The organism is Streptomyces spinosus, assembly GCF_020400655.1.
Taxonomy (GTDB): Bacteria; Actinomycetota; Actinomycetes; order Streptomycetales; family Streptomycetaceae; genus Streptomyces; species Streptomyces argyrophylli.
In genome coordinates this window covers 42,360-65,031 of sequence record NZ_JAINRC010000019.1, presented here as the reverse complement: position 1 = coordinate 65,031, position 22,672 = coordinate 42,360, and the positions used below count along the sequence as shown (strand labels likewise).

General features: G+C 70.4%; 19 protein-coding genes and 6 pseudogenes. 15 read left to right on the top strand and 10 right to left on the bottom strand.

The features are described from left to right. Positions 1-190: 190 nt before the first annotated feature. A pseudogene (locus tag LG395_RS31885) lies at positions 191-391 on the bottom strand (hypothetical protein); the annotation flags it as partial. Positions 392-431: 40 nt separating this feature from the next. Then, complete coding sequence (locus LG395_RS31880) at positions 432-1,496, bottom strand: aldo/keto reductase (RefSeq protein ID WP_225812144.1); 1,065 nt, start codon at positions 1,494-1,496, stop codon at positions 432-434. 123 nt (positions 1,497-1,619) lie between these two features. Here LG395_RS31880 and LG395_RS31875 point away from each other — a divergent pair, with 123 nt between their 5' ends. The 8 genes and pseudogenes from LG395_RS31875 to LG395_RS31840 form a co-directional block, all read left to right on the top strand. After that, positions 1,620-2,465, top strand: coding sequence for a helix-turn-helix transcriptional regulator (locus LG395_RS31875; protein ID WP_225812143.1), 846 nt, complete (start codon positions 1,620-1,622; stop codon positions 2,463-2,465). A 606-nt stretch (positions 2,466-3,071) separates the two neighbouring features. Continuing rightward, positions 3,072-3,638 carry a TetR/AcrR family transcriptional regulator gene (locus tag LG395_RS31870; RefSeq protein WP_225812142.1) on the top strand — a complete coding sequence of 189 codons (567 nt, stop codon included), beginning with the start codon at positions 3,072-3,074 and terminating at the stop codon, positions 3,636-3,638. Between the two features lie 87 nt (positions 3,639-3,725). Beyond that, positions 3,726-4,193 (top strand): annotated as a pseudogene (locus tag LG395_RS31865) (MFS transporter); the annotation flags it as partial. Positions 4,194-4,266: 73 nt separating this feature from the next. Then, on the top strand, positions 4,267-5,211 hold the full coding sequence (locus LG395_RS31860; RefSeq protein ID WP_308071452.1) for an MFS transporter: 945 nt from the start codon (positions 4,267-4,269) through the stop codon (positions 5,209-5,211). A gap of 75 nt (positions 5,212-5,286) precedes the next feature. Further along, positions 5,287-5,727, top strand: a complete 441-nt coding sequence (locus tag LG395_RS31855) for an SRPBCC family protein (RefSeq protein ID WP_225812141.1) — start codon at positions 5,287-5,289, stop codon at positions 5,725-5,727. Positions 5,728-5,768: 41 nt separating this feature from the next. Further along, entirely contained in the window at positions 5,769-7,142 is a 1,374-nt protein-coding gene (locus tag LG395_RS31850; RefSeq protein WP_225812140.1) for a carotenoid oxygenase family protein, read from the top strand. Positions 7,143-7,240: 98 nt separating this feature from the next. Then, entirely contained in the window at positions 7,241-7,825 is a 585-nt protein-coding gene (locus LG395_RS31845) for an SRPBCC family protein (RefSeq protein WP_225812139.1), read from the top strand. Between the two features lie 277 nt (positions 7,826-8,102). Further along, positions 8,103-8,480 (top strand): annotated as a pseudogene (locus LG395_RS31840) (LLM class flavin-dependent oxidoreductase); the annotation flags it as partial. A gap of 168 nt (positions 8,481-8,648) precedes the next feature. On the opposite strand, the gene LG395_RS31830 reads toward LG395_RS31840, so the two are convergent. After that, positions 8,649-9,503, bottom strand: a complete 855-nt coding sequence (locus tag LG395_RS31830) for an NAD-dependent epimerase/dehydratase family protein (RefSeq protein WP_225812138.1) — start codon at positions 9,501-9,503, stop codon at positions 8,649-8,651. 135 nt (positions 9,504-9,638) lie between these two features. Between LG395_RS31830 and LG395_RS31825 the strand changes: the two genes are divergently transcribed. Both LG395_RS31825 and LG395_RS31820 read left to right on the top strand, forming a co-directional pair. Beyond that, positions 9,639-10,487 (top strand): helix-turn-helix transcriptional regulator, encoded by an 849-nt coding sequence (locus LG395_RS31825; protein ID WP_225812137.1) that lies wholly within the window; start codon positions 9,639-9,641, stop codon positions 10,485-10,487. Positions 10,488-10,681: 194 nt separating this feature from the next. After that, positions 10,682-10,875: pseudogene (locus LG395_RS31820) on the top strand (transposase); the annotation flags it as partial. Positions 10,876-11,059: 184 nt separating this feature from the next. On the opposite strand, the gene LG395_RS31815 reads toward LG395_RS31820, so the two are convergent. Beyond that, positions 11,060-14,185, bottom strand: a complete 3,126-nt coding sequence (locus LG395_RS31815; RefSeq protein ID WP_372463494.1) for a discoidin domain-containing protein — start codon at positions 14,183-14,185, stop codon at positions 11,060-11,062. A 639-nt stretch (positions 14,186-14,824) separates the two neighbouring features. Here LG395_RS31815 and LG395_RS31810 point away from each other — a divergent pair. Genes LG395_RS31810 through LG395_RS31800 form a run of 3 tightly spaced genes read left to right on the top strand, consistent with a single transcriptional unit; the run spans position 14,825 to position 16,047 of the window. After that, a complete protein-coding gene (locus LG395_RS31810) occupies positions 14,825-14,992 on the top strand; it encodes a hypothetical protein (RefSeq protein ID WP_225812135.1) in 168 nt (55 codons plus the stop codon). Beyond that, on the top strand, positions 14,989-15,555 hold the full coding sequence (locus tag LG395_RS31805; protein ID WP_225812134.1) for a PRC-barrel domain-containing protein: 567 nt from the start codon (positions 14,989-14,991) through the stop codon (positions 15,553-15,555). Before LG395_RS31810 ends, LG395_RS31805 begins: the two co-directional genes overlap by 4 nt. A gap of 39 nt (positions 15,556-15,594) precedes the next feature. Beyond that, a complete protein-coding gene (locus LG395_RS31800; RefSeq protein ID WP_225812133.1) occupies positions 15,595-16,047 on the top strand; it encodes a PRC-barrel domain-containing protein in 453 nt (150 codons plus the stop codon). A gap of 144 nt (positions 16,048-16,191) precedes the next feature. Here the strand turns inward: LG395_RS31800 and LG395_RS41755 are convergent. Next, positions 16,192-16,320: pseudogene (locus tag LG395_RS41755) on the bottom strand (IS5/IS1182 family transposase); the annotation flags it as partial. A gap of 341 nt (positions 16,321-16,661) precedes the next feature. On the opposite strand from LG395_RS41755, the gene LG395_RS31795 reads away from it, so the two are divergent. Beyond that, a complete protein-coding gene (locus LG395_RS31795; protein WP_225812132.1) occupies positions 16,662-17,426 on the top strand; it encodes a hypothetical protein in 765 nt (254 codons plus the stop codon). Positions 17,427-18,014: 588 nt separating this feature from the next. On the opposite strand, the gene LG395_RS31790 is transcribed toward LG395_RS31795, so the two are convergent. From LG395_RS31790 to LG395_RS31780, 3 genes are all read right to left on the bottom strand, one after another. Then, a complete protein-coding gene (locus LG395_RS31790; protein WP_225812131.1) occupies positions 18,015-18,578 on the bottom strand; it encodes a hypothetical protein in 564 nt (187 codons plus the stop codon). A gap of 123 nt (positions 18,579-18,701) precedes the next feature. Continuing rightward, positions 18,702-19,124, bottom strand: a complete 423-nt coding sequence (locus LG395_RS31785; protein ID WP_225812249.1) for a recombinase family protein — start codon at positions 19,122-19,124, stop codon at positions 18,702-18,704. A gap of 141 nt (positions 19,125-19,265) precedes the next feature. Beyond that, positions 19,266-19,670 (bottom strand): hypothetical protein, encoded by a 405-nt coding sequence (locus LG395_RS31780; protein ID WP_225812130.1) that lies wholly within the window; start codon positions 19,668-19,670, stop codon positions 19,266-19,268. On the opposite strand from LG395_RS31780, the pseudogene LG395_RS31775 reads away from it, so the two are divergent. After that, a pseudogene (locus LG395_RS31775) lies at positions 19,605-20,155 on the top strand (IS5 family transposase); the annotation flags it as partial. The gene LG395_RS31780 and the pseudogene LG395_RS31775 sit on opposite strands and share 66 nt — an antisense overlap. An 8-nt stretch (positions 20,156-20,163) precedes the next feature. Here LG395_RS31775 and LG395_RS31770 read toward each other — a convergent pair. Together LG395_RS31770 and LG395_RS31765 are read right to left on the bottom strand one after the other, a co-directional pair. Then, positions 20,164-21,468, bottom strand: a complete 1,305-nt coding sequence (locus tag LG395_RS31770; RefSeq protein WP_225812129.1) for an alpha-glucoside ABC transporter substrate-binding protein — start codon at positions 21,466-21,468, stop codon at positions 20,164-20,166. Then, a complete protein-coding gene (locus tag LG395_RS31765) occupies positions 21,465-22,625 on the bottom strand; it encodes a GlnX family signal transduction membrane protein (RefSeq protein WP_225812128.1) in 1,161 nt (386 codons plus the stop codon). Before LG395_RS31765 ends, LG395_RS31770 begins: the two co-directional genes overlap by 4 nt. Between the last annotated feature and the right edge of the window lie 47 nt (positions 22,626-22,672).

The following is a 22,672-nucleotide window of genomic DNA, read 5'->3' as shown; positions in this document are numbered from 1 at the left end:
CACTGATGTCGGGTGCCAGCCGCGACAGTAAGGGTGGAATAGGTCCGTTCCTGTCCTAGATCCCGACGGTTGACGCCGGCCTCGCCATGCCTTCGTCCTCCACCTGGCCACAGCAGCCTGAGGCTGGAAAAGGCTCAGTGGCCGGCATCCCGGCCGCGGTGCGGTCCGGGCTCCTGCAGGCGTAGTGGTGACCGGTCCACCGCTCCGGAGCCGTGGTGGCGATGCTCGCTCCGTCGGGGCGGTCGGGAGTCGGCTGGGCCGGGTACCGGCAGTGGGCCGGCGTCCAGGTGTCCTGCCGGGCCACGGCCAACGCGGCCGGCAGATCGAGGTCGAGCACGGTGGTGCCCGGCGGCACGGCCAGGTGGCCCGCCGTGCCGGGCAGGGCACGGTCGAGGACGGTGGTGGGGCCGTCCTCGACGTCGGCCTGGGACTCAGCGGCGGGTCGGTATCTTCAGCTCGCCCCGGGTCACCGCGCGGATGTGGTCGCCGGCGAGCAGATCGTGCGGGTATCCGAGGCTGACCGCGCTGATCTGGTCGAGGCGGGCCAGTTGGGCGGCGGTGAAGTCGACCTCCAAGGCCCCCAGGTTGTCCTTCAGTTGGGCCCGTGTGCGGGCGCCGATGATCGGGGCCGTCACGCCGGGGTTCCGCAAAGTCCAGGCCAGTGCGATCTGGGCGGGGGAACGGCCGGTCTCCTCGGCGACCTCACCGACGACGTCGGCGATGGCGAGGTTGCGCTCGGTGACCGTGCCGAGTGCGACGTTGAAGGACCTGCGGGTGCCGTCGCCGGCGCCGACGTCCGCCCCGGTCAGGTCGGCACGGCTGTACTTGCCGGTGAGGACGCCGCCGCCGAGGGGCGAGTACGGGACGACGCCCAGCCCCATCTCACGGGCCATGGGAATGAGGTCGCGCTCCCCGGTGCGCTCGATCAGGTTGTACTCGATCTGCAGGGCGACCAGCGGTGACCAGCCGCGCAGGTCGGCTGTGGTCTGCATGCGCGAGACCTGCCAGGCGGGGGCGTTGGAGATCGCCACATAGAGGACCTTGCCCTGCCGGACGAGGTCGTCCATGCCGCGCAGGATTTCCTCGACCGGTGTCGTGAAGTCCCACACGTGCAGGTAGAGGAGGTCGATGTAGTCCGTGCCCAGCCGTCGCAGACTCGCCTCCACCGAGGCGAACAGGTTCTTGCGGTGACTGCCCGAGGAGTTCGGGTCGCCGGGGCGGCGCAGCGTCGTGTACTTCGTAGCCAGGACCAGGCTCTCGCGCCGGTCCCGGGCGAACTCGCCCAGCAGGCGTTCCGAGGTGCCGCCGCTGTAGGTGTCGGCAGTGTCGATGAAGTTTCCGCCGCGCTCGACGTACAGGTCGAACAGTGCCCGTGCCTCCTCCTGTCCGGCGCCCCAGCCCGATTCGGTGCCGAAGGTCGCCGCGCCCAGTGCCAGCGGTGAGATCCGGAGCCCTGAGCGGCCCAGCAGCCGGTAGGTGTCGAGGGTGAGCGGCATCGCGTCCTCCTGTGTACGTGATCGTGATCGGTGCCGAGGACAAGGCTGTGACGGAGGCGGGGCCCGCGGTAAGGGAGGGATCATCCTGGGAAGGCCGGTCCTACCCTCGTTGTTGCAACGGTCATGACGAAGCACACCGCCGCCACGACCGTGGACCCGACGCAGGAGCTGGCCGCGTTCCTGCGGACCCGGCGAGAGCGGCTGGATCCGCGTGACGTCGGCCTGCCGTCGCGCCGCCGGACCCGGCGGACCCCGGGACTGCGCCGTGAAGAGGTCGCCGAGCTGGCCGGGGTCAGCGTCGACTACGTCGTACGGCTGGAGCAGGCCCGCGGGCTGCGGCCCTCGGCGGAGGTCCTGGAGGCGTTGGCGCGGGCGTTGAGGCTGGGCTCCGACGAACGCGCTTACCTCTTCGACCTGGCCCGGCAACGGGCTCGCGACGTCGACGGCCCGGCCACCACCGCGGCACCGCCGCTGGCCCGGCTGGTCGCCGACCTCTCACCGATGCCCGCCATGCTGATGAACCACCGCACCGACATCCTCGCCTGGAACGAGGGGATGGCGCGGCTCCTGCTGGACTTCGGCACTCTGCCACCGGAGCACCGCAACGCGATGTGGCTCTGCCTGATGCACCCGCAGACCCGTGGCCTCTACGTGGACCGCGAGCGGGTCCTGCGGGAGGGTGTCGCTCATCTACGGGCCGCGTGGGCCGCGCACCCCGACGACCGGGTCCTGGCCGGTCTCATCGCGCAGTTCACCACGCATGTCGACGGTTTCGCCCACTGGTGGGCCGAGCACGACGTGACCGGCAACGGCCGCGGCAGCAAGGAGATCCGGCATCCCGAGGTCGGTCCGCTCGCCGTGCACTTCGAGGTGCTGACGCCGATGCAGAACCCGGACCAGCGACTGATGATCTGCCGTCCGGCGGACGAGCGGAGCGAGGCGTCCTTCAGCCTGCTGGTCGCACGCTGACACCGGAACCCCTCACAGGCGCCCAGGCGGGCCGGGCGGTGGGGTACAGGGCGTCCGTCGAGAGGTTCGGCAGGCGACTGGCGTCGGCATCATGTTCGGGCCGGGGAGGCCGATGAGGCAGGCGGCGCTGTCTTCGGCACCGAGGTCGCGACGCAGGTCACCTGCCGCGCGGCCGGCGTCGAGGACCGTGGTGAGGGCCGCCAGTAGCTCGGTCCGGGGTCCGCGCACGGGCGATCTCGCCCGACTCGACCATCACCAGCAGCATGCCGGGCGTGCCGTTCTGGGGCGCGATCCAGCGATCCAGTCCCCGGACATGTCCATCCACTGTCATGCCTCGGCGCCGACGGGGGCGACCGCACCGGCCGACTCACCGGCCGACTCACCGGACGATCGCGCCGCGGTGGAGGACGTGAGATCCGCTGGTGGCCGCGACGCCCGCGCGGCGGCCGAGCCCGCGCCCTGCTGGTGGCCGCGACACCCGCGCGGGCTCGGCCCCCGCGCGCCCCCGCGCCTCCGCGCCCCGCCGAACCGCAGCGCGCGCCCTGGCTCGTGCGCCCCTGACTCGGACTGGTTGACACCCAAGAGTGTGAGTGGTTGAGTACTCACATGAAGAACGAACGTCCCCGTCAGCTATCCACGGCCGAGGAGCGTCGTGAGACGGTGCTCCGCACCGCGATCGGCGCCTTCGCCGCCCGGGGCTACTGGGGCACCACCACGACCGAGGTGGCCAAGGCGGCCGGCATCTCGCAGGCGTACGTCTACCGCCTCTTCCCGAACAAGGAACTGCTGTTCACCGGGGTGGTCGAGCACTGCTTCGTGCAGGTGCGGGCCGCCCTGGAACGTGCCGCGGCCGAGGCGAAGGGCAGCTCACCAGAGGTCGTCCTGAGCGCCATGGGGGACGCCTATGCCCGGCTGATCAGCGACAACGACCTGATGCTGATCCAGCTCCACGCCCAGGCGGCGGCGGTGTCCGAGCCGGCCGTGCGCGAGGCGGTCCGCCAGGGCTATGCCCGGCTGGTGGAGTACGTGCGCGGTGCCTCCGGCGGTACGGAGGAGCAGGTCCAGGAGTTCTTCGCGCTCGGCATGCTGTGCCACCTCATCGTCTCGATGGGGGCCGACGAGGTGGACGCCCCCTGGACCCGGACGCTGGCGGCGGGCATCAGGCACTACTGACGCCCGTCGCGACCGCGCGACTGGACACGCAGGCGGGGCGCACAGCCCCGCCATCCTTTGACTCGCAAAGTGAGTGGTTAACCACACATGGGGGATACCGTGAAGCCCATCGCCGACACCGATACCGACGCCGACCGCAGTCCCGGAGCGGCGCTGGCGGCCCTGGCCGGGGCGCAGTTCACCGTCATGCTGGCCACCTCGATCGTGAACGTGGCCCTCCCCCAGATCCGCGCCGGAGTGGGCCTCTCGGACGGCGGCACCACATGGGTGGTCAACGCCTACGGCCTCGCCTTCGGGGCACTGCTTCTGGCGGGCGGCCGGGCCGCGGACCTGCTGGGCCGCCGCCGTACGTTGCTGGCGGGACTCGCGGTGTTCGGGGTCTCCTCGCTGGTCGCGGGCCTGGCCACCTCGTCCGCGGCGCTGATCGCGGCCCGGGCGGTACAAGGGCTGGGCGCTGCGGCGATCGCCCCCGCCGCGCTGGCCCTGGTGATGGGCCTGTTCCCGCCCGGCCCCGGCCGGGGCCGCGCCCTGGGGGTGTGGGGAGCGGTGTCCGGCGCCGGAGGCGCGGCCGGGGTCCTCCTCGGTGGCGTCCTGACCCAGGCCTGGGGCTGGTCCTTGGATCTTCTACGTGGTCGCGACCGGCGCGTTCGCGGTCCTTGCCGCTGCTGCCGCGACCGTGCCGACGGCGCGGACCGCCGAGCCAGGACGGTTCGACGCGCTCGGTACCGCCACCGTGACTCTGGCGCTCACCGCCCTCGTGTGGGCTCTGACGTCGGCTCGCAGCTCGGGCTGGACGGACACCAGGGTCCTCGGAGCCTTGGCCGTCACCGCCGTACTGCTGACCATGTTCGTCCTGGTCGAACACCGCCACCCGAACCCGCTGCTGCCGCCCCGCCTGTTCCGCACCGGACGGGTCACCGCCGGCAATGTGCTGATGGCGCTGCTGGGCTCGGTGTGGATCGCCCTGTTCTTCTTCCTGCCCCTCTACCAGCAACAGGTCCTCGGCCTGAGCCCGCTGGTCACCGGCCTGGGCCAACTCCCGCTGGCCTTCGCCAACATGCTCGGCTCCACGCTGGCACCGCGGATCGCCCGTCGTACCGGCCCCGCCGCGGCCGTCGCCGGCGCGCTGCTGACCGAGGCCGCCGGACTGCTGTGGCTGGCCGGCATCAGCGCCCACGGCAGCTACCTCGCCGACGTCCTCGGCCCCAGCATCCTGATCGGCCTGGGCCTGAGCGTCGCCTTCGTCCAGCTGACCGGCCTCTCCGTCGAGGGCGTCCCCCCGCAGGACGCCGGGCTGGCCGGCGGCCTGGTCAACACCACGCGGCAGGTCGGCGGCGCGATCGGACTGGCGGTGCTGGCCACCCTCGCCGGCACCACCACCGCCCACGCGGCCACCCACCACTCGCACCTGGAGGCGCTCACGGCCGGCTACCGCACCGCCTTCGGCATCTCCGCTGCCGTCCTCGGGGCCGCCGCTGCCCTCGCCCTGCTCCTCACCCGCCGCAGCGCGGCCGGCTCCGCCGGCGCGAGCCCGCAACCGGTCCCGCAGCCCGCGGCCCGCGATCACCACTGACCGCCGGCCGAAAAACACCCGACAGCACATCAACCAGCACGTCAGTCAGCACATCAACCGAGAGGAAACCCAGCCGTGTTCACCATCGACGAGACCGCCCCCGTCATCGTCCGTCTGTCCACCGTGATCGACGCCCCGCTGGAGCGGGTCTGGTCCCTGCACACCGACATCGACGCCTGGGCCGGCTGGAACGCGGACGTCGACCAGGCCAGGCTCGACGGTCCGCTGCTGCCCGGCACCTCCTTCCACTGGAAGACCCACGGGCTGGACATCACCTCCACCATCCGCGAGATCGTCCCCGGTGAGCGCCTGGTCTGGGGTGGGCCTGCGAACGGCATCGAGGGCGTCCACGTGTGGACCTTCGAGCAGACCGGCGACCAGGTCACCGTCCGCACCGAGGAGTCCTGGGCCGGCGCCCCCGTCGAGGCCGCGGCCGCCGAACTCGGTCAAGCTCTGTACGCCTCCCTGACCACCTGGCTCGCCGCCCTGAAGTCCCGCGCCGAGCAGACCGCCTGACTGCCCTCCCCACGCACCCTTCACGGAAACGAGGTTCTGCCATGACCAGCACCGACAAGCCCTACCTGATCGGCCACTACACCCCGGCCGTCGACGAGATCACCGCCACCGGGCTGACCGTCGAGGGCACCCTGCCCCCGGAGCTGACCGGCCGGCTGATCCGCAACAGCCACAACCCCAAGCCCGGTGTCACCCCCACCCACTGGTTCAAGGGCAGCGGCATGGTCCACGGCATCCGGCTGCGCGACGGCCGCGCCGAGTGGTACCGCAACCGCTGGGTGCGCACCCCCGCCCTGGACGGCGCCCCTTACATGACCGAGCACGGCCCTGACCTGACCGCCAGCACCGCCGGCACCCATGTCATCGAGCACGCCGGACGCCTGCTCGCCCTGTGCGAGGCCAACTTCCCCTTCGAGCTCACCCGGGACCTGGAGACCGTCGGCCCCTACGACTTCGACGGCAAGCTGCGCAGCGCGATGACCGCGCACCCCAAGACCGACCCGGTCACCGGGGAACTGCACTTCTTCGGCTCGTCGCCGTTCCCGCCGTACCTCATGTACTACGTGGCCGACGCCAAGGGCCAGGTCACCCACAGCTTCGAGGTGCCCGGGGCCACCGCCTCCCTCAAGCACGACTTCGCCCTCACCCGCCACTACGTGGTCTTCGTCGAGGGCACGGTCACCTTCGACCCGCAGGAGCACTCCGGCATCCCCTACGGCTGGAACGACGCGCAGCCGGCGCGGATCGGCGTGATGCCCCGCGGCCCGCAGGGCCCCGGACAGATCCGCTGGTTCGCCATCGAGCCGGGCAACATGCTGCACGCCGGCAACGCCTACGAGGACGCCCAGGGGCGCATCGTGCTGGAGGGCCCGACCGTGGACAAGGAGGGATTCCAGCTCTCCTGGAACTGGTGGGTCGGCGCCCCCGGCCGCGGCACCGAGCCCAACACCCGGTCCTACAATCGCCGTTGGGTGATCGACCTGACCGTCGGCAGCGTCGACGAGCAGGTCATCGACGACCTCGCCGTCGAATTCCCCACGCTCAACGAGGACTTCCTGGGCTCCGAGAACCGCTACCAGTACGCCGTCTCCTTCCCCGACCAGGAGGGCTACGGCGGCTACGGCATCGTCAAGTACGACCGCACGACCGGCGCCCGCCGTATCCACCAGGCCGGCGACGCCCGCCTGCCCAGCGAGGCCGTCTTCGTCCCCGCCGCCGGCGCCACCCGCGAGGACGACGGCTACCTGCTCACCGTCATCTCCGACCTCAAGCAGGACGCCTCCCAGCTCCTGGTCCTGGACGCCTCCGGCCTCGACCGGATCGCCACCGTCCACCTCCCGCGCCGGGTCACCGGCGGCATCCACGGCTCCTGGATCCCCGACAGCAGCGGTGACGCGGACGCCTCGGACAGCTGAACCAGTCGCCCGGGTCCGGGGGGACCCCGCTCCCCGGACCCGGTGCGCACCGAACCCACTTGCCCCCTGAAATACCGACTTCGAAAGGCCCAGACATCATGCGTACGCCGACCGTGGCGAAGTTCGCCGCCACCACCACCGCGTTCCTCCTCGCCGCCTCCGGCACCGCCTACGCCCTCACCGACGACCAGCCCCTCGGCGCCCGTGCCGTACTCGCCGCGCACACCGGCGACGTCCAGATCGACGAGAGCGCGCCCGTCATCACCCGCGAGAACGTCCTCATCCACGCCCCTCTCCACACCGTCTGGAAGATCCAGACCGACGTGGAGAAGTGGCCCACCTGGCAGCCCGACGTCGCGACGGCCGTCAAGGACACCCCCGGGCGCCTGCGCCCCGGCTCCGTCTTCCGGTGGGCCACCGAGGGGCTGAGCATCACCTCCACCGTCAGGCAAGCCGACTACGGCAGGCGCCTGGCCTGGGGCGGCCCCGCCCAGGGCATCACCGCCATCCACGTGTGGACGTTCACCCCGACCCGCGACGGCATCCTCGTCCACACCGAGGAGTCGTGGACCGGAGCGCCTGTCGTCGCCGACCAGGCCGCGCTGCAGGCCGCCCTCGACAACTCACTCCACAACTGGGTCAACAACCTCAAGCACCAAGCCGAAGCCCAGGTCGCCAAGTAGCCCACCGGGGTCCGGGCCTGGCCTCAGGTCCGGACCCACAGCTCGCGGGCCGTGTGTCGGGAGGGGAGGCGGGAAGCGGGAACGGCCGCCGGGGAGTGAGCCACGGCGCCCGCGCCGGCTGAAGGCGCCCGGTAGACATGGCCTCTACGCCCGCCGTCAAGGCGGGCGTACGCCGGGCGTGGGCGGCGCGCGGTGGATGTCGGCCTGCTGCTGGTAGGCGGCCGGCCCGATGGGGAATGTGATCGCCCCTTCGCGGCCAGCTGCGCATCCTGCTGAGATGCGCTTCTCCGTCAACGTTCCCGACTTCGGTGACTTCGCCGACCCCCGTAACGTCGCAACCGTGGCGGCCGCCGCCGAACAGGCCGGCTGGGACGGGCTCTTCGTCCGGGACCACGTACTGCACCGACAACATCAAGGGCGTCCCTTCGGAGACCCCTGGATCCTACTGACAGCGGCCGCGCTGGCGACCTCCCGGATCCGACTGGGCACCCTGCTGACGCCGGTCCCCCGTTACCGTCCGCAGCAACTCGCCCGCCAGGTGGCCACCCTGGACCACCTCAGCGGCGGCAGGGTGATCTTCGCTGCCGGCCTGGGCGATCCGAACGAGGACGAGTACCGCAGTTTCGGCGACACTGCGGAGCCACGCACCCTCGCCTCAACATGGCGAACGCGCTGCCGCAGGTCGCTGCGCCCGCCCTTGCCGCGCCGAGTGTGACGTACCTGGTGCTACCGGGCGCTGTACCTGGTGGTGGCGTGATCACGGTGGCGGGGCCGGTGCTGGTGGGGCGGATCAGAGGGGCGGATTGGCCGGGCGCAGCCACCGTCACAGGGCTCCGGCGTCCCGGGCCGTCCAGACACTCGGGTAGATCGGCCGGAAGCCGAGTTCCCGACGGATCCGGTGGTTGGACGTGATCCCGTACCACGGGTCGGGGTCTGTGAGTTCGTGGAGTCCGGCGGGCACCTCTACGCCGTTGAGCTGGTACAGCTCGACCGTCGTGACGGGGGCGTCGTCGGCGATGTTGTAGATCCGGCCGGCGATGCCCGGCGCGTACAGCAGACGCATCAGGCCCTGGGCGACGTCCGCGTGGTGGGCCATCTGCAGGCGCTGGTGCGGCGCCCATCGGTCAGCCCAGTGCAGGACGTTGGCGAGGTGCGGGTCGCCCTCGCCGTAGACGAAAGGGAGCCGTCCGATGCGTACGTCCAGGCCCTTGAGCGCGAGCAGTTCGCGCTCGGCCTCGGCCTTGGACTCGGGGTAGGCGCCCCACATCGCGCCGCCCGGTCGGCTCTCGTCCTCCTCGGTCAGCGGGCGGCCACGTCCGACGCCGTACACGTTGTTCGTGCTGACCTGCACGAAGCGCTCCACACCCAAGGCCTGCGCGGCGCGGCCCAGGGCCACCGCGGCGTCCCGGTTGACGGCCCACGCCTCCTCGTCCGGCACCCCGCGGAAGGAGGCGGCGACGTTCACGACGGCGTCCACGCCGGCGAGCGCCTTGCCGAGTGTCTCCTCGTCGCGCATGTCTCCGACGGCGACCTGGGCACCCAGCTTCGCGAAGTGCTCGCCGCGGGCCGCGTCCCGCACCAGGACCCGCACCTGCTCGCCCGGCTGCCGCTGGACCAGCAGCCGCGGCACGAAGCGGCGTCCGACCTGTCCCGTCGTACCGGTCACCAAAGTCAGCATGATGTGCTCCTCACGCACTGTGTCGCCTGTCTTGACGAACAGCCTCGGCGAATGCGGGAACGAGGGGGAGAGACTTCTGCATCAGGGGATCGGGAGTCCCTGGATAAGCCGGCCGGCCTCCCGCACCCTGGAGAGGTGAACCGAGCCGAACTCGCCGACTTCCTGCGCCGCGCTCGCGCCCGCCTGGCCCTCTCCGACGTGGGCCTCACGGCCGGCGCCCGCCGCCGTACGCCGGGGCTGCGCCGCGAGGAGGTGGCCCAGCTGGCCGGCATGTCCGTGGACTACTACACGCGGCTGGAACAGTCCCGGGGCCCGCGCCCGTCCCGCCAGATGCTCACCGCGCTGGCCCGCGCTCTGCGCCTGACGGAGGACGAACGCGACCATCTCTTCCACCTCACCGGCGAGGAACCGCCGCGCCGGGAGGAGACCGGCACGAACGTGCGCCCGGGCCTGCTCCTGGTGCTGGACCGGCTGCACGACACCCCGGCAGTCGTGGTGACCGACTGCGGCGAGGTCCTGGCCCAGAACGCGCTGTCGCGGGCGCTGAGCGGGGACGTCCTCGCCCGACCGCCCCGAGGACGCAACATGATCCGCCGATTCTTCCTGGACCCGGCGGCCCAGGAGCTGTTCCCGTCCGAGGACCGCCCGGAGCGCGCCCGCGAGCAGGTGGCCGCCCTGCGAGCGGTGGCCTCAGCCCGCCCCACGGACCCCGAACCGGCCGCCCTCGTCGCCGAACTACGCGCGGCGAGCGAGGAGTTCGCCCAGCTCTGGGACGAACACGAGGTCGCCGTACGCCGGACCTCCACGAAACGCTTCCGGCATCCCGCGATCGGCATCCTCGAACTCGACTGCGAGGTCCTCGTCAACTCCGACCACAACCAGCAACTCGTCATCCACACGGCCCGCCCGGGCACGGAGTCGTACGAGCGCTTGAAGTTGCTGCGGGTGGTGGGTTTGCAGGACCTGAGGCCGACGGGCTCCTGACCACGAGCGTGCCTTCGAGTGCGCTCCCTGCCCGCCGCACATCGCCCACGCTCTCGAACTCCCACGCCGTCGGTGCCGACAGCGGCACAACGTCTTGCTCAAGAGGTCCCAACAGAGGTTGTTGATCAAGGAACCATTGGCCAGCGTGTTCGTTGGTCGGGTCGTGGGGAAGCGTCAGTCGCGGCCGTGAATCCGTGTCGGACGAACTGTGTTCGCTCATCGAGCCGTTGCTGCCCGAGCCGGGGCCGAAGCGGGTCGTGGGCCGGCCGCGCGTGCCGGACCGGCAGGCATTGTGCGGGATCCTGTTCGTGCTGCACACCGGGATCCAGTGGGAGTACCTGCCCCAGGAACTGGCTTCGGCTCGGGGATGACCTGCTGGCGGCGCCTGGCCGCCGCCCCCGGTGTCGCCGCCCTCCTGGCTCCCTCCAGAGGCGCACACCCGTGGACGGGCCGGACCTTCTCCGCCGGATGGGGTAGCCGGGATGTCTCGGATGTCCCCCCGGTACGGCCCGAACCCGGGGTGTTCCGGGAGCGCGACGACGTCCGCGGTCTGCTGGGACAGCCAACTCGCCTCAGCGTACGGAGAGGCTGGTCAGCCGGGCGTCCCCCCGTTGCCCCGCGTCCGTCGCCAGAGCCACGTAGCGAGCGGTGCCGTCGACGGTGAGTTCGCGGCTCCCGCCGTGCCCGGTGAGGGTGCCGGCCTGCGTGTAGGTGAGACCGTCGCTGCTGAGTTCCGCCTTGAGGCCGGGGACGCGGCCTGCGGTCCACACGGTGCGGATCTCCCGGACGGTGTGCTCGACGCCCAGGTCGACGACGATGCGGCCGTCGGGGCCGGGCGTCCACCCGGTGTGCGGGTCACCGTCGACGGCGGCGGCGGGGGCCGACATGCCGGGCGGGAGGGGGGTGGTCGGGAAGACCGTGCGGCCCAAGGCGAGGTCGTTCAGCGGGTAGGCCTCGGCGCCCCGCAGGGTGATGGTGGTGGTGCGGCCCGCGCGGACCACGGCCACCTCGGTACGGCTCTGCCCGGTGACCCGCAGGGTGCAGGACGGCCCGCTGAGCCGCACGGTCGCGGCGTCCACGACCTCCGCCCGCAGTCCCACGGGCAGCTTCCGTCCGAGGACAGGGCTCACCACCACACGCGGGGGCAGCAGCTCGGCCGTGGCGCCGTCGAGCTGCGCCTCGTAGGCGCTGCCGTCGGCGGTGAGGGTCTGGTGCCCCTCGAACAGGACTGTGCGCGAGCCGGGTTGTGGGATGTCGACGCGGGTCGTGATCCTCCTGTCGGTCAGGTTGAACAGGCTCAGGTGGTCCTCGGTGAGAGCCGCGCGGACGCCGCCGTCCTGGGCCTGTGGTGCGTTACGGCGGGCGAGGTCACGGAGCTCGTCCGTGGAGATGCCGGGATAGCCCTCGACCAGCAGGGGTGAGGCCGCGCCGTCGGCCAGGACGACCGTGTCGCCGTACACCGCCAGCGGCTGCTGCGCATCCCGCACGATGAGACCGGCGCGACCGTCGACATCGATCCAGCCGCCCTTGCTGGAGACATCGGGTTCGGGCCAGGAGACGAGGTCGGTCCACTTCTGGCCGTCCGGCGAGCCCTGCACGGTGTAGGCGCGTCCGGCGGCCGCCTCCCAGCGGAGCGTGACGCGGTCCACCGCCTGGGTCGCGCCGAGATCGACGGCGATCCAGCTGTCGGCCCGCGGCCGTTCGGCCTTCGACACCGCCCAGCGGGTCGTGGGGTTGCCGTCCACCGCGAACCGCGGCTCCTTGCCGGGGTCGTACGAGGACGCGGTCGCGGTCCCGCTCCGGGCCAGATCGGTGCCGTCCGCACCGTCGCGAGCCTCGAAGGCGTAGAGCGAGTAGCCGTACGTCGGATCGGGCAGGACGCCGGTCATGCGCAGGTACCTCACCGCGGTCTGCGTGAAGGTGACCTCGTCCACGCGCGAGGAGGCGGCGGCGCCCCGGGCATCCTGCGCCTTCACGGTGGCGGAGCCCTCCGCGAAGCGATAGGTGCGGGAGCCCGTCAGACCCGCCATGCCCGGCATGGTGAGGTTGTGGACCTCAAGGTGCCCCTCCCCCGCCGCCACGCCGGTCGTCGCGTAGACGACCGCACCCGAGGGCAAGGTGGTCAGCCCCGCCTGGCCGGTACCGAGACGCAGCGCCGTTGCACTGCCGTCGAACCCGTCGCGGAGCTTGGTGTACGTCCTCACCTGGCGGCCGGTGACCTGTGCGGCGGTGCTGGGCAGGAACATGGGGTTGGCGCCGCTGATCTTGAACAGCCAGTTGTCGTGGGCCGGTTGCCAGGCGAACTTCACGAAGCCCGGCTTGGTCACAGCGCCGGCCCAGGCTCCGGCCGACTGGTGGGACACGAGACCGGGGCCGGTACCGAAGTCGGTGACTCCCGAGGCGTGTTCGAACAGTTCCGCTGCGGACAGGGGCCGGACCGTACGGCCCTGGCCCGCGGCCCACAGGTGCAGGAGGTAGCTGATGGCCACCTCCGCGCGGGCCTCCGGCTCGTACTTCGGCTCCCCGGAGAACTTCGCCAGCCGGTACTCCGGCGGGTACTTCTGGTACGACTCCAGTCGTTCGGCGAGGGCCAGTTCCGCCCGGGCCGCGGCGCGGTCCCCGGCCACCTGGGCGAGGAAGGCGAGCGGGATGACGTCCCGGCCGTAGAGGTGTTCACGGTCGTTGACCATCGGCATCAGCGGCTCGCCGGCGTCGCTCATCACCCCGAGGAGGGTGCGCCACAGCTCGTCCGCGTTCGGCTGGTTGGTGAGCACCTGGGGCAACGGGCGTCCGGCGGCGATGAAATGGGCGGCGTTGCGGCCGGACGTGCGGAACAGCTCTTGCTGGTAGTGCGGGCCGAAGGAGCCGTGATTCTCGACGATGAAGGTGTCGTACAGGTTGCGGGCGGTGTTGTCGGAGACGGGGACACCGTCGATACGGGCCGGGTTGGCCAGGTCCGCCTGGGGCAGGCCGGTCTCGTTGCGTGACCAGGTACCGAAGGCCTTGTCCCAGTCGGCGTGCCGGGCGTCGTCCGTGGCCCAGGCCAGTCCGGGGGCCAGGGACTGCGCGTAGACGCCCATCTCCTCCAGCTTGGTGTCGCCCTGATGGCCACCTAGCAGGCCGTTCGGCGTCCAGTTTCCCGAGTTAGGGTCGTTCCCCGTGCCCAAGCTCGTGGTGTAAGCGGCCTGTTCGCGGGCGATGGTGTCGACGTTGGTACGGGTGACCGCGTCGAGCTCGTCCCACAACAGCCGGGCCGCCAGGACGAAGTAGAGCTGGAAGGTGGTGTCGAAGAAGAGCGTCCGGCCCCACTGGGTGCCGCCGGTGAGCCGGTTCGACGCGGCGAAGTGCTGGATCGTGGCTATGGTCCGGGCCCTGAGCGTCTTCTCATCGATGCCGGCGCGGTCGCTGTCGTAGCTCCCGCGGGTGAGCAGGACGGCGTTGCCCAGCACCACGGCGAACCCGAAGTCCTTGGCCGTGTAGTAACCGCGGGCCTCGTCCCACTGCGTCTCGGACCACCGCGTGTGGTTCAGCAGAACTCGGTAGTAGATGTCCGCAACCGTGTCGGGCGCCGCACCCGGGCGTCCGTAAGCGCTCGCAGCGCCGCTGCCGAGGGTGATCGGGACGGTCGCCGCGAGCGCGGTCGCGCCGAGAAGCTGGACGAAACGGCGGCGGTCGACAGACACGGGAGCATCGGACACGCTGGGCGCCTCTCGGTAAGACAACGTTGTCACGCGGATGCCTGAGATTGTTCGTCCGCAAGAGACCGCGCGTCAAGGGGCGTGACGTCAAGGGGCGTGACGCCGAGGGCCATCGCCGCCTGCGGGGTGCGCGTGTCACGCTCGCGGGCCAGCCGCCGCCTGTCTGGGCGTCCTCCTGGCGGCCGCCCGAACGGGCTGGCGCCCAGGGCCCCGGCGAGGCTAGCCCGCCGACCCACCGGTGCAACGCTCACCACCGCGCTGGAGGCGGTGGAGGGGACGGTCGCGTCGCGGTCTTCGCCGAGGGGGTCGACGAGTCGGCTGCGAGTGACGTCGAACGGCGCCGCAGGAAGTGCGAACTCGGCGGTGACACGGGCCCGCGGAACGGTCGCTGAACGGCGTCGGTCAGCACAACAGCATGGGGAGCGAGGCGTCTTCGGCGACGACGCTCCGCCCGGCCTTCGAAAGCGAAAGGGCGGTTCCTGTCGGTTGCGGTCAAGTGTCCGAACAAGTGCCCGGTACGCGGACGACGTTGCGACGTGAATGGCCGGTTTCCCACTCCGAAACGCAGGCGTGTCTGCCAGTACAGAGGGCAACAGGAGACCACGGAGAGGTCGCTGAGCGCATCTCGGTTCACGACGGATGACCGACGGCAGGAGGTGGAAGACGATGTGGTGGTTCTGGCTGGTCGTCCTCGTCGCGGTGGTGGCATTGCTCGCCGGGGCGGTGGTCCTCGTTCAGGCACGACGCCGGTCCGGAACGGTGATCGCGGTCAACCGCGGGCGCGCCGGCCAGGGAGGCGGACGGTGAACACCCTCGTACTCGCCTCCGAACTGTCCGGACGAGTGGTGGTGACACTCGGCGGGGAGGCGGTGGCACAGATCAAGGATGTCGTCTTCGACGGGCCGGCGGGACGGATCACCGGTTTCACCCTGAGCGGGCGAGGCCTGCTGGCCGGGCCGTTGAAGCAAAGTCTTCCCTTCTCCCGTGTGCACGCGGTCGGACCAGCCGCGGTGATGATCGTCAGCCAGTCTCTCTTCGAGGACCGGGACGCGGTCGTCGGACGCGGCGAAGCCGATCGCGGCCGAGTCCTGGGGGCTCCGGTCCTCACCGAGGAGGGCACGGACATCGGGACCGTGGCCGACCTGGTCGTCGAGACGGGGACGAGCGGCCGGGTGGTCGGCTTCGAGGTCGCCGCCAACGACAATCTCGACCCGCAGCACCGCAGAGTGTTCGTGCCGCGTGGGCAGTCCCTGGCCGTCTCCGGTCAGGCCCTCGTCGTTCCCGCGCAGGCACAGCATTTCGTCACGGACGACCTGCCCAGCTTCGCCGCCCAGGTCGAAGCCTTCCTCACTCACATGCGGCACCGCTGACCAGGCGCCGCTCCCCCGCCCGACGAAGGAGGACCCGCGATGCTCTTCTCCCAGGCCTTCGGCCTACCCGTGATCACGGCCGACGACGCGACCACCCTGGGCAAGGTGGCGGACCTGACCGTCGACGCACGGGACGCCACGGTGGCCGCGGTGCGGTTGTCCGGAGCGGCCGGCAGCGCCGAAGCGCTGCCGTGGAGCGCTGTGGAGGCAGTGGGCACGGACGCGGTGATCGTCCACTCACGGGTCGTGGCCGAGCGGGGGCAGGACAGCGTGCCCGCCCATCACCGGGCAGTCGGGAGCCGGGTCCTGACCGAGCACGGCGTCGAGCACGGAATGATCAGGGACATCGCCTTCGACCCCGTCTCCGGTCGCATCCTCACGCTCTACACCGCCCTCGGGGAGATCGCCGGTGCGCGCCTGATGGGCCTCGGCTCCTATGCCGCGGTGGTGCGCGCCGAACCCACGCTCACCGGCGCCGTCGGCTCACCGTGATGTCCCGCTGCTGACGCTGTCAGACGACCGGCCACACCGGACTGCCGCCGGACTGCCGCCGTTCGCTCCCCGACCCCGCGGTCCCGACACACGGCGGTCTGTGGTCTTCCACATCGGTCCGGACTCGTTCCCCCGTCCGAGCTGGTTCGTACGGTGATACACGGCCACCAACAGCACCCGCTCAGCCGACGGAAGGCACCACGGCCGACCACCACCTGGGCCGTTGCCGCCCCGCTCCCGCACCACCCTAAGCAGCTTCTCGAACCACACCATCCGCAATCCGGTGCACCTCTCCACCCACACCCGCTCGGCCCTCTACACCCCACCCAGACAGGGGAAATGGCCGCCACCGAGCCTTGTGCAACACCTTTTAGGACCTGTTGCGAAAGTGGATCCCGCGCATTGATGATCACACTCTGTGGGACGTGTGGGTAGCTGGACTTGGAGACGAGGTCGAGCCCCTCCGATGTCCGGTGCTTCGCCTCGCGCGAGGCGAAGGTCTCTGATGCCCGATCGTGATCCACGGGTGTACAACCCTGTGTGGATCACGGCTGTCTAGAGCGTGCCGGGGGATGAGTCTCCGGCGTCTTTCGGGTGCAGAGAGCGGGGATCAAGTGGGGAAGAAGCTCTGGAGAGCTGTCGTGGCCGGTGGCGCGGTCGCTGTGTTCACCGGCATGGCCGCGGTTCCGGCCGGCGCGGCCGAAGGCGGGGTTTCGTTCACCCGCGTCCAGGTGAACGGCGGCAAGCCGATCGTGATCGGCGTGTCGAATGAGGTCGCGGCACCCGCCTCCTTCCGGATGGCGACCACCCACAAGTGGAAGTGGCCGGCGGTGTTTCTGTACCGCGGCGACACGGGTGACCGACTGTGGCACGCCATCGAGACAAGCGACTGCATCAAGGTGAGTGCGGGCGTCTGCGACTTCAACGAGACGATGTACTTCGACCCGAGCGTGTGGGACATGCACAACAGTGAGGCCGGAGCCTGGAAGGTCGCGGCCGAGGTGTACTTCCAGGGCGGCGGCGGTGACACTGATGACGAGGGCCTCACGGTGTACGTCAAGCGCAACTCCCGCCTGACCGTGAACGCCTCACCCGAGCCGGTGACCAAGGGCAGGACCATCACTGTGACCGGAAAGGTCACGCGAGCCAACTGGGAGACCAGGAAGTACGCCTCCTACGGAGGCCGCCTGGTGAGCCTGCAGTTCAAGCCCACCGGGGCCACCTCCTACACCACGGTGAAGAAGGTGTACGCGAACAGCTCGGGTGATCTCAAGACGACCGTGAAGGCGTCCAAGACGGGCACCTGGCGCTGGGCGTACTACGGCAACACCACCACTGGGCCGTCGACTTCGGCCGGGGACAACGTCGTAGTGAAGTGATTTCCTGGGCCGGCTGCCTCTCGCGCCCGCAGTCGCTCATCGACCCGATCACGCGGCGCCTGCCCGGTGGCGGTGTCGGGTGCGGTGCCGCGGGCTGGGGCGCGGGGCAGTTCCTCGCCCGGGGCCGGCCGGTTCGTCACTGCCCTGTCGCTGTGGGCAACGCAGCCGCGGCGGCGCTGCTGCCTGCCTGCCTGCCTGCCTGCCTGCCTGCCTGGAAGATGTCGCCCTCGCGTGGCGGCAGGACGGTCCTCATCACGAACGACGACAGGAGGATTTCGCAACCGTGTGGGGTGTTCGGCGGGGCGCACGACCTGGTTTGGGGTTTCCGTGCGCTGATTCGGGCACGACCGAGCCCGCCCGCCCCGAGGCCGGATGGGGCATGAAGAGCGGGCGGTAGTTCGAGATGGTCGGCCAGCATTCCGGCTTGTGTCGAAGGCAGTTGTGCGTGTCCGGGACGGTGTGCTTGCTAGGGCGCCGCGGGTGTGATCATGTTGCTGCCCTCACCAGCCGTGACGGTCGGGGCACAGCTGGCCGAAGTGGCGGAGCACTGGTAGCGATCCGCACAAAGCGGAAGGAGTGGCTGCCCAGTCAGTGGGCGCCGGCGAACGTGTCGGCCTTGACGACCTTCAGGCTGATCTTCGAGCCGCCCGCCGCCCCCTTGAGGCCGGAGGCCGTGACGTCCGTCTTGGTCGGCCATGTCGTGCCCGGCCAGACACCTTCGGCCTTCTCGGTCACCGAGAACGGAGACTTCTTCGTGCCGCCCACGACCGTCACGGTGACGGTGTACGTCATCCGCTCGTCCCCGTTGTTGTGAATGGTCAGCGGTACGACCTCCTGTCCCGACTCCAGCCGGGGGGTATACGCGATGACCTCACCCCCCGCCGCCGTGGCCGCGGTCTTGCCGAACCCATAATCTCCGGGATCCGGGACAGCGGTGTTCGTCGGGCTGACGGGGTCACCAGCGGGGGCGGCGGCCGCACGCTGGGCAGCCGCTTCCTGTGCTGCCTTGCTGAGGCCGTCGGCCGCCTTCGACGGCTTGGGCGGCTTGGACGCTGCCTCGGCAGCTACCGAGGACCTTGGCGGGGAGGAGGCGTCGGCCTTTTGGCCTCCCTGGGTGCCGCAGGCGGTCAGAGCTAGCGTCCCTGCTGTCATGGCTACTAACAGGAAGCGCGCGGAAACCCGGGCTTTGCCGGGCAGGTTGTCAGTCACAGGTGAACATGTACTCGGTTTTGAAGGTGAAGTCCAAGCTGCTCCAGCTCGTCCCCATCTTCGCTGTCACGGGCGCGCGGACGGAACTGGCGACGTAGACGGGACCGGCGTACCCGGTGAAGTTCCCTGAGTCCGTGTCACGACCGGTGCCGTCCACCTTGCACACGTGCAGGTACATGTACCGCGATCCCACGAGATTGTTGTCGAGGATGGCGCACCCCTTGCTCCCGTTCTCGTATGAGAACGGCGTGGCGAACCGCTGGCTGGGGTCCGTCTCATTGGAAACCCCGTGAGGATCACCCGGCAGTGCGCGGCGTGGGCCTTGATCTCAAGGGCGGCGGCCGGCGCGGCCTCGACCTGCGGACGGACCCGCACCTGGGTGCTGATCTTCTCGGCGAAGATCTTGTCCCGGGGGATGTTCTCGGCGGCGAGAGCGTCGAGCTGGGAGTCGAGTTCCTGGCCGTGGGTTGAGCAGCGTGCGTAGCCGATCCGGATGTCGGCGGTCGGGGTGTCCGGATTCGACGGTTCGGGGGCCTGGAGAAGAGGAGGTCGCCGGGTATGACGGTGTAGCCCGGCTCCGTCATCGAGGGTGGAGCCGGGCGCATGGCCGCCGGCAGGTGCGGGGAGGGCTCAGGGGGCCGAAGCTGGATCGGGGTCTGCGGTTGCCTGCGATCTGATCTGTCGGCCCCAGGCGTCCGACACCGCTTTCGGAACCTTCGTCATCAGGCCTTTCTCTTTGGTGAAGGCCAGGCCGCGGTTGTAGGCGCTGCTGGTGCAGCCGTCGGTCTGGCGGACGAGCCGCACGTCGGCGGACGTGTCGATCAGGGGCCTGTCCTCATCCTGGCGAGTGACCCGGAAACGGACCGGACCGGAGTCGGGGTCCACGTCGTGAGGCAGCGGAAGACTCACATGCGTGATGCGCTCCTTACGTAGTTCGCCTTTCACGCACTCGCTCCGCGCGCATAGTTCGTGCTGCACCGGCTCGACGACGCCGGTCTGGTCGACGTCACCCGCGTCGTCCTGGACACCGCCCACGTCCGCGCTAAGAAGGGGGCGAACACACAGGTCCGAGCCCCGTGGAGCGGGGCAAGCCGGGTTCCAAGATGCACGTCCTGTCGGACGCGAACGGCCTGCCCCTCCTCGTCGGCGTCTCCGCCGGCAACGTCCACGACAGCGAAGGACTCAAGCCGATGGTGAAGGGTCACCAAACGAGACACGACCCCCACCGCGGCCGCCACTTCAAGCCCCAGCGCCTGCACGCCGACAAAGCCTACGACCGCGCCGACCTGCGCAGATGGCTCCGCGGCAAGCGCATCGGCGTGCGCATCGCCCGCAAAGGCATCGAGTCCAGCGAGCGATTAGGGCGCCGCAGACGGGTCATCGAGCGGACGATGTCCTGGCTGTCCGGCTACCGCCGACTCAGCCCCCGCTACGAACGCAATCCCCGCAACTACCTGGCCTTTCTCGGACTCACCGCCGCCCTCTGCTGCTACAAGCGACTCATCCGCCTCACCACGTAGGACACCGTCTAAGGGGAGGCGCAGATGTCACTCAGGGAGAGGAACGACTGCCCGGGTGGTTCCTCGTGCTTCGTCAGGGCCTGCAACTGCTCCAGTAACCGTGTCAGTTGGGCGTCGGAGGGCTCCGCGTAGAACTCCAGTACCGCGCGGTAGAAGGTGTCGCGCAGTGCGGGGGGCATCACGTCCGAGGCGTCGAAGCAGAGCGTGTGCGCATTGGTGAGGTACGGGGCGATCTCACTGCCGATCCGGTCGCTGGGTTGCGGGGCCTCGGGGCCGGGGAAGAGCGGCTCCAGGCCCGGCTCGGACACTCGTGCCGCTTGGTCCTGCCAGGTCTCTCGGCCGTTCTGGCCGGACAGGCGGCGGATCAGGTCCTGTGCCGCGTGATGGTCACTGAAGACGGCCGCCATGTCGCCGGAGACCTCGAAGTCGTTCTGGTACTTGTGGTCACCTCGCAGGTAACTCGACGAAGGCGCGACGTCGACCGTGTCGTCGCCGCTGTAGAACGAGCGCATGTAGCCGATCTGGTGTTCGTGGCGGCAATTGGACGAGTTGAGCAGACCCTGAGGGCCGTGGGGTCCGCTCGGGCCCCGGTAGGACGTCATGAGGTCGCTCTCACGGGTTTTCCTGGACAGCCTGTCGAGACCGAGAATGGATCTCCAGGTTTTCCAGGCGCGCTTCACCTTGGCGTCCGTCCAGGCCAGCCTCCCGGTCGCCCACTTCGCGTACTCCCGAGGACCTGCCTGGTGGAGCAGGATGTCCTCGATCCAGTCGGTACCGGGCCAGCCGGACGTCGCTTCCGAGGCCAGCCCGATGCACCAGTTCCCCTGCCCGGACGACGCCGTCTTCTTGCTGAGGACCAGGCTTTTCAGATCCACCTTGAGGGGCACCCAGTAGGCGCGCGACGTCCCGTGGACCGTTATCTCGGGCGCCCAGGGCGGGACGACGTCCTGCATCTTGGTGCGGTGGATCGGCCGCAGTCTGTTCTCGCGTGCGTATGCGGCGAGTTCGCCGATGCTGTTGAGGATCGCCACATCCGGGGGTGAGCCGGCGTGGAGTTCGGCGACGAGGGTCTCGCTGATCGATGTGGTGCCCTGGTAGGTGTACGTGTAGCCGGTGCCGCGGGCAAGGTCCTTCAGCGTCGCCTCGAAAGCCTCGCCCTCGCGGTTGGTCCAAGGCCCGAGCACGACCAGTGTGCGCTGCTCCGGCTTCGTGCATCCGCCGCAGAGTGCGACCAGCAGGAGCAGGCAACAGGCCGGCACGATGCGGCGGAACATGGCCCGGCGGCTCTCAGAGCGGCGCAGGGTACGGTTCATGAGACAGCCCCCAGGGCGGCGACGAGACGGTACTCGCGCCCGTAGTCGTGCAGTGCCCCGGCGGCCACCGCGGCACCGGCCAGGCCGGCGAGCAGCACGGCCGGCCCCGTACCGCCCGGGAACAGCAGTCGGTCCTCGGACAGTGCGGCGCCGGTCTCGTCCCTCAGCGACGCGATCGTGTAACGGGACGGGGTGCTGAACGGGTTCTGCTCGGCATCGGTCTCGAACACGGGTGACGTCCCGGATCTCAGGTCCTGTGCGAGGACGAGGGCACGGTGCTGGGCACGATGCGCCAGCGCGGCGTCGTAGGCCATGAAGGGCAGGACCGCCAACGGGATCGCCACCGCGAGCAGCGGCAGGCTCACCATGATCCTGAACCGGCTGTTGAGGAAGACCATGGTCCAGGTCAGGCCGACCGCGAGCAGGACGAAGGTGACACAGGACAACGCCCCCACGGCGAGCACACGGCGGCTCAGGGCGGCCCGGCCGGCGAGCTGTCCGTGCAAGTCCGACTCCAGGGTGGAGATCCGGTCCACGATCGTGGTCGCCTGCGGGCCGGCCACGCCGGGGTTCCGGCATGACGAGGGCACGGGCGCCGCCTTGCCGGACGCCGCCCTGTGGCGCTCGGCGGCCTCGTCCCGGCCGTGGCTGCACATCATGGCCTGCGCGTAGGAGAGTTCCGCCGTGCGCAGGGAGATCTGCGCGTCGCCCTGTGCGCGGTTGACGGCACCGGCGTAGTCGCTGAGCAGTCCGATCACCACGTTGAGGTTCAGCTGCTCGGATCTGTCCAGCACGCCGTGCTGGGCGACCTGGGTAAGGTCCTGCGTGGCCTGTGCGCTGCGTGCCTTGTAGCGTTCGCTCAGCCCGCTGAGGGTGGCGTCGTGCCCCAGTGTGAGGCTGGCCCGGGCCTCGGTCTGGGCGATCTGGACGGAGGCCCGGGCGTCGGCGAGTTCCTCGAGTGCGGGGGCCAGGCTGTCCCTGATGTACGTGGAATCACCGTGGACCTGGGCGAACGCCCAGCAGAAGCCGCAGAAGGTGATGACCGCGAGCAGCGGCAGGGCGATCAACCGGTCGCGCAGATAGGTCCGGTTGCCCTGCAGTCCCACCGCGGGCCAGGCGTACCGCCATATCCGTCGTGCCGCGTCCGCGCCCGCCACCAGGCCGTGGTGCGCGCCACGGAGGAGCCTTCGCGGGACGGTCGCGG

Excerpts from the sequence above, each read along its gene's own strand:
- LG395_RS31875 (WP_225812143.1), top strand. The coding sequence starts at position 1,620 with ATGACGAAGCACACCGCCGCCACGACCGTGGACCCGACGCAGGAGCTG.
- LG395_RS31845 (WP_225812139.1), top strand. The coding sequence starts at position 7,241 with ATGCGTACGCCGACCGTGGCGAAGTTCGCCGCCACCACCACCGCGTTC.
- LG395_RS31770 (WP_225812129.1), bottom strand. The coding sequence starts at position 21,468 with ATGAACCGTACCCTGCGCCGCTCTGAGAGCCGCCGGGCCATGTTCCGC.
- LG395_RS31800 (WP_225812133.1), top strand. The coding sequence starts at position 15,595 with ATGCTCTTCTCCCAGGCCTTCGGCCTACCCGTGATCACGGCCGACGAC.
- LG395_RS31870 (WP_225812142.1), top strand. The coding sequence starts at position 3,072 with ATGAAGAACGAACGTCCCCGTCAGCTATCCACGGCCGAGGAGCGTCGT.
- LG395_RS31790 (WP_225812131.1), bottom strand. The coding sequence starts at position 18,578 with ATGACAGCAGGGACGCTAGCTCTGACCGCCTGCGGCACCCAGGGAGGC.
- LG395_RS31850 (WP_225812140.1), top strand. The coding sequence starts at position 5,769 with ATGACCAGCACCGACAAGCCCTACCTGATCGGCCACTACACCCCGGCC.
- LG395_RS31830 (WP_225812138.1), bottom strand. The coding sequence starts at position 9,503 with ATGCTGACTTTGGTGACCGGTACGACGGGACAGGTCGGACGCCGCTTC.
- LG395_RS31880 (WP_225812144.1), bottom strand. The coding sequence starts at position 1,496 with ATGCCGCTCACCCTCGACACCTACCGGCTGCTGGGCCGCTCAGGGCTC.
- LG395_RS31810 (WP_225812135.1), top strand. The coding sequence starts at position 14,825 with ATGACCGACGGCAGGAGGTGGAAGACGATGTGGTGGTTCTGGCTGGTC.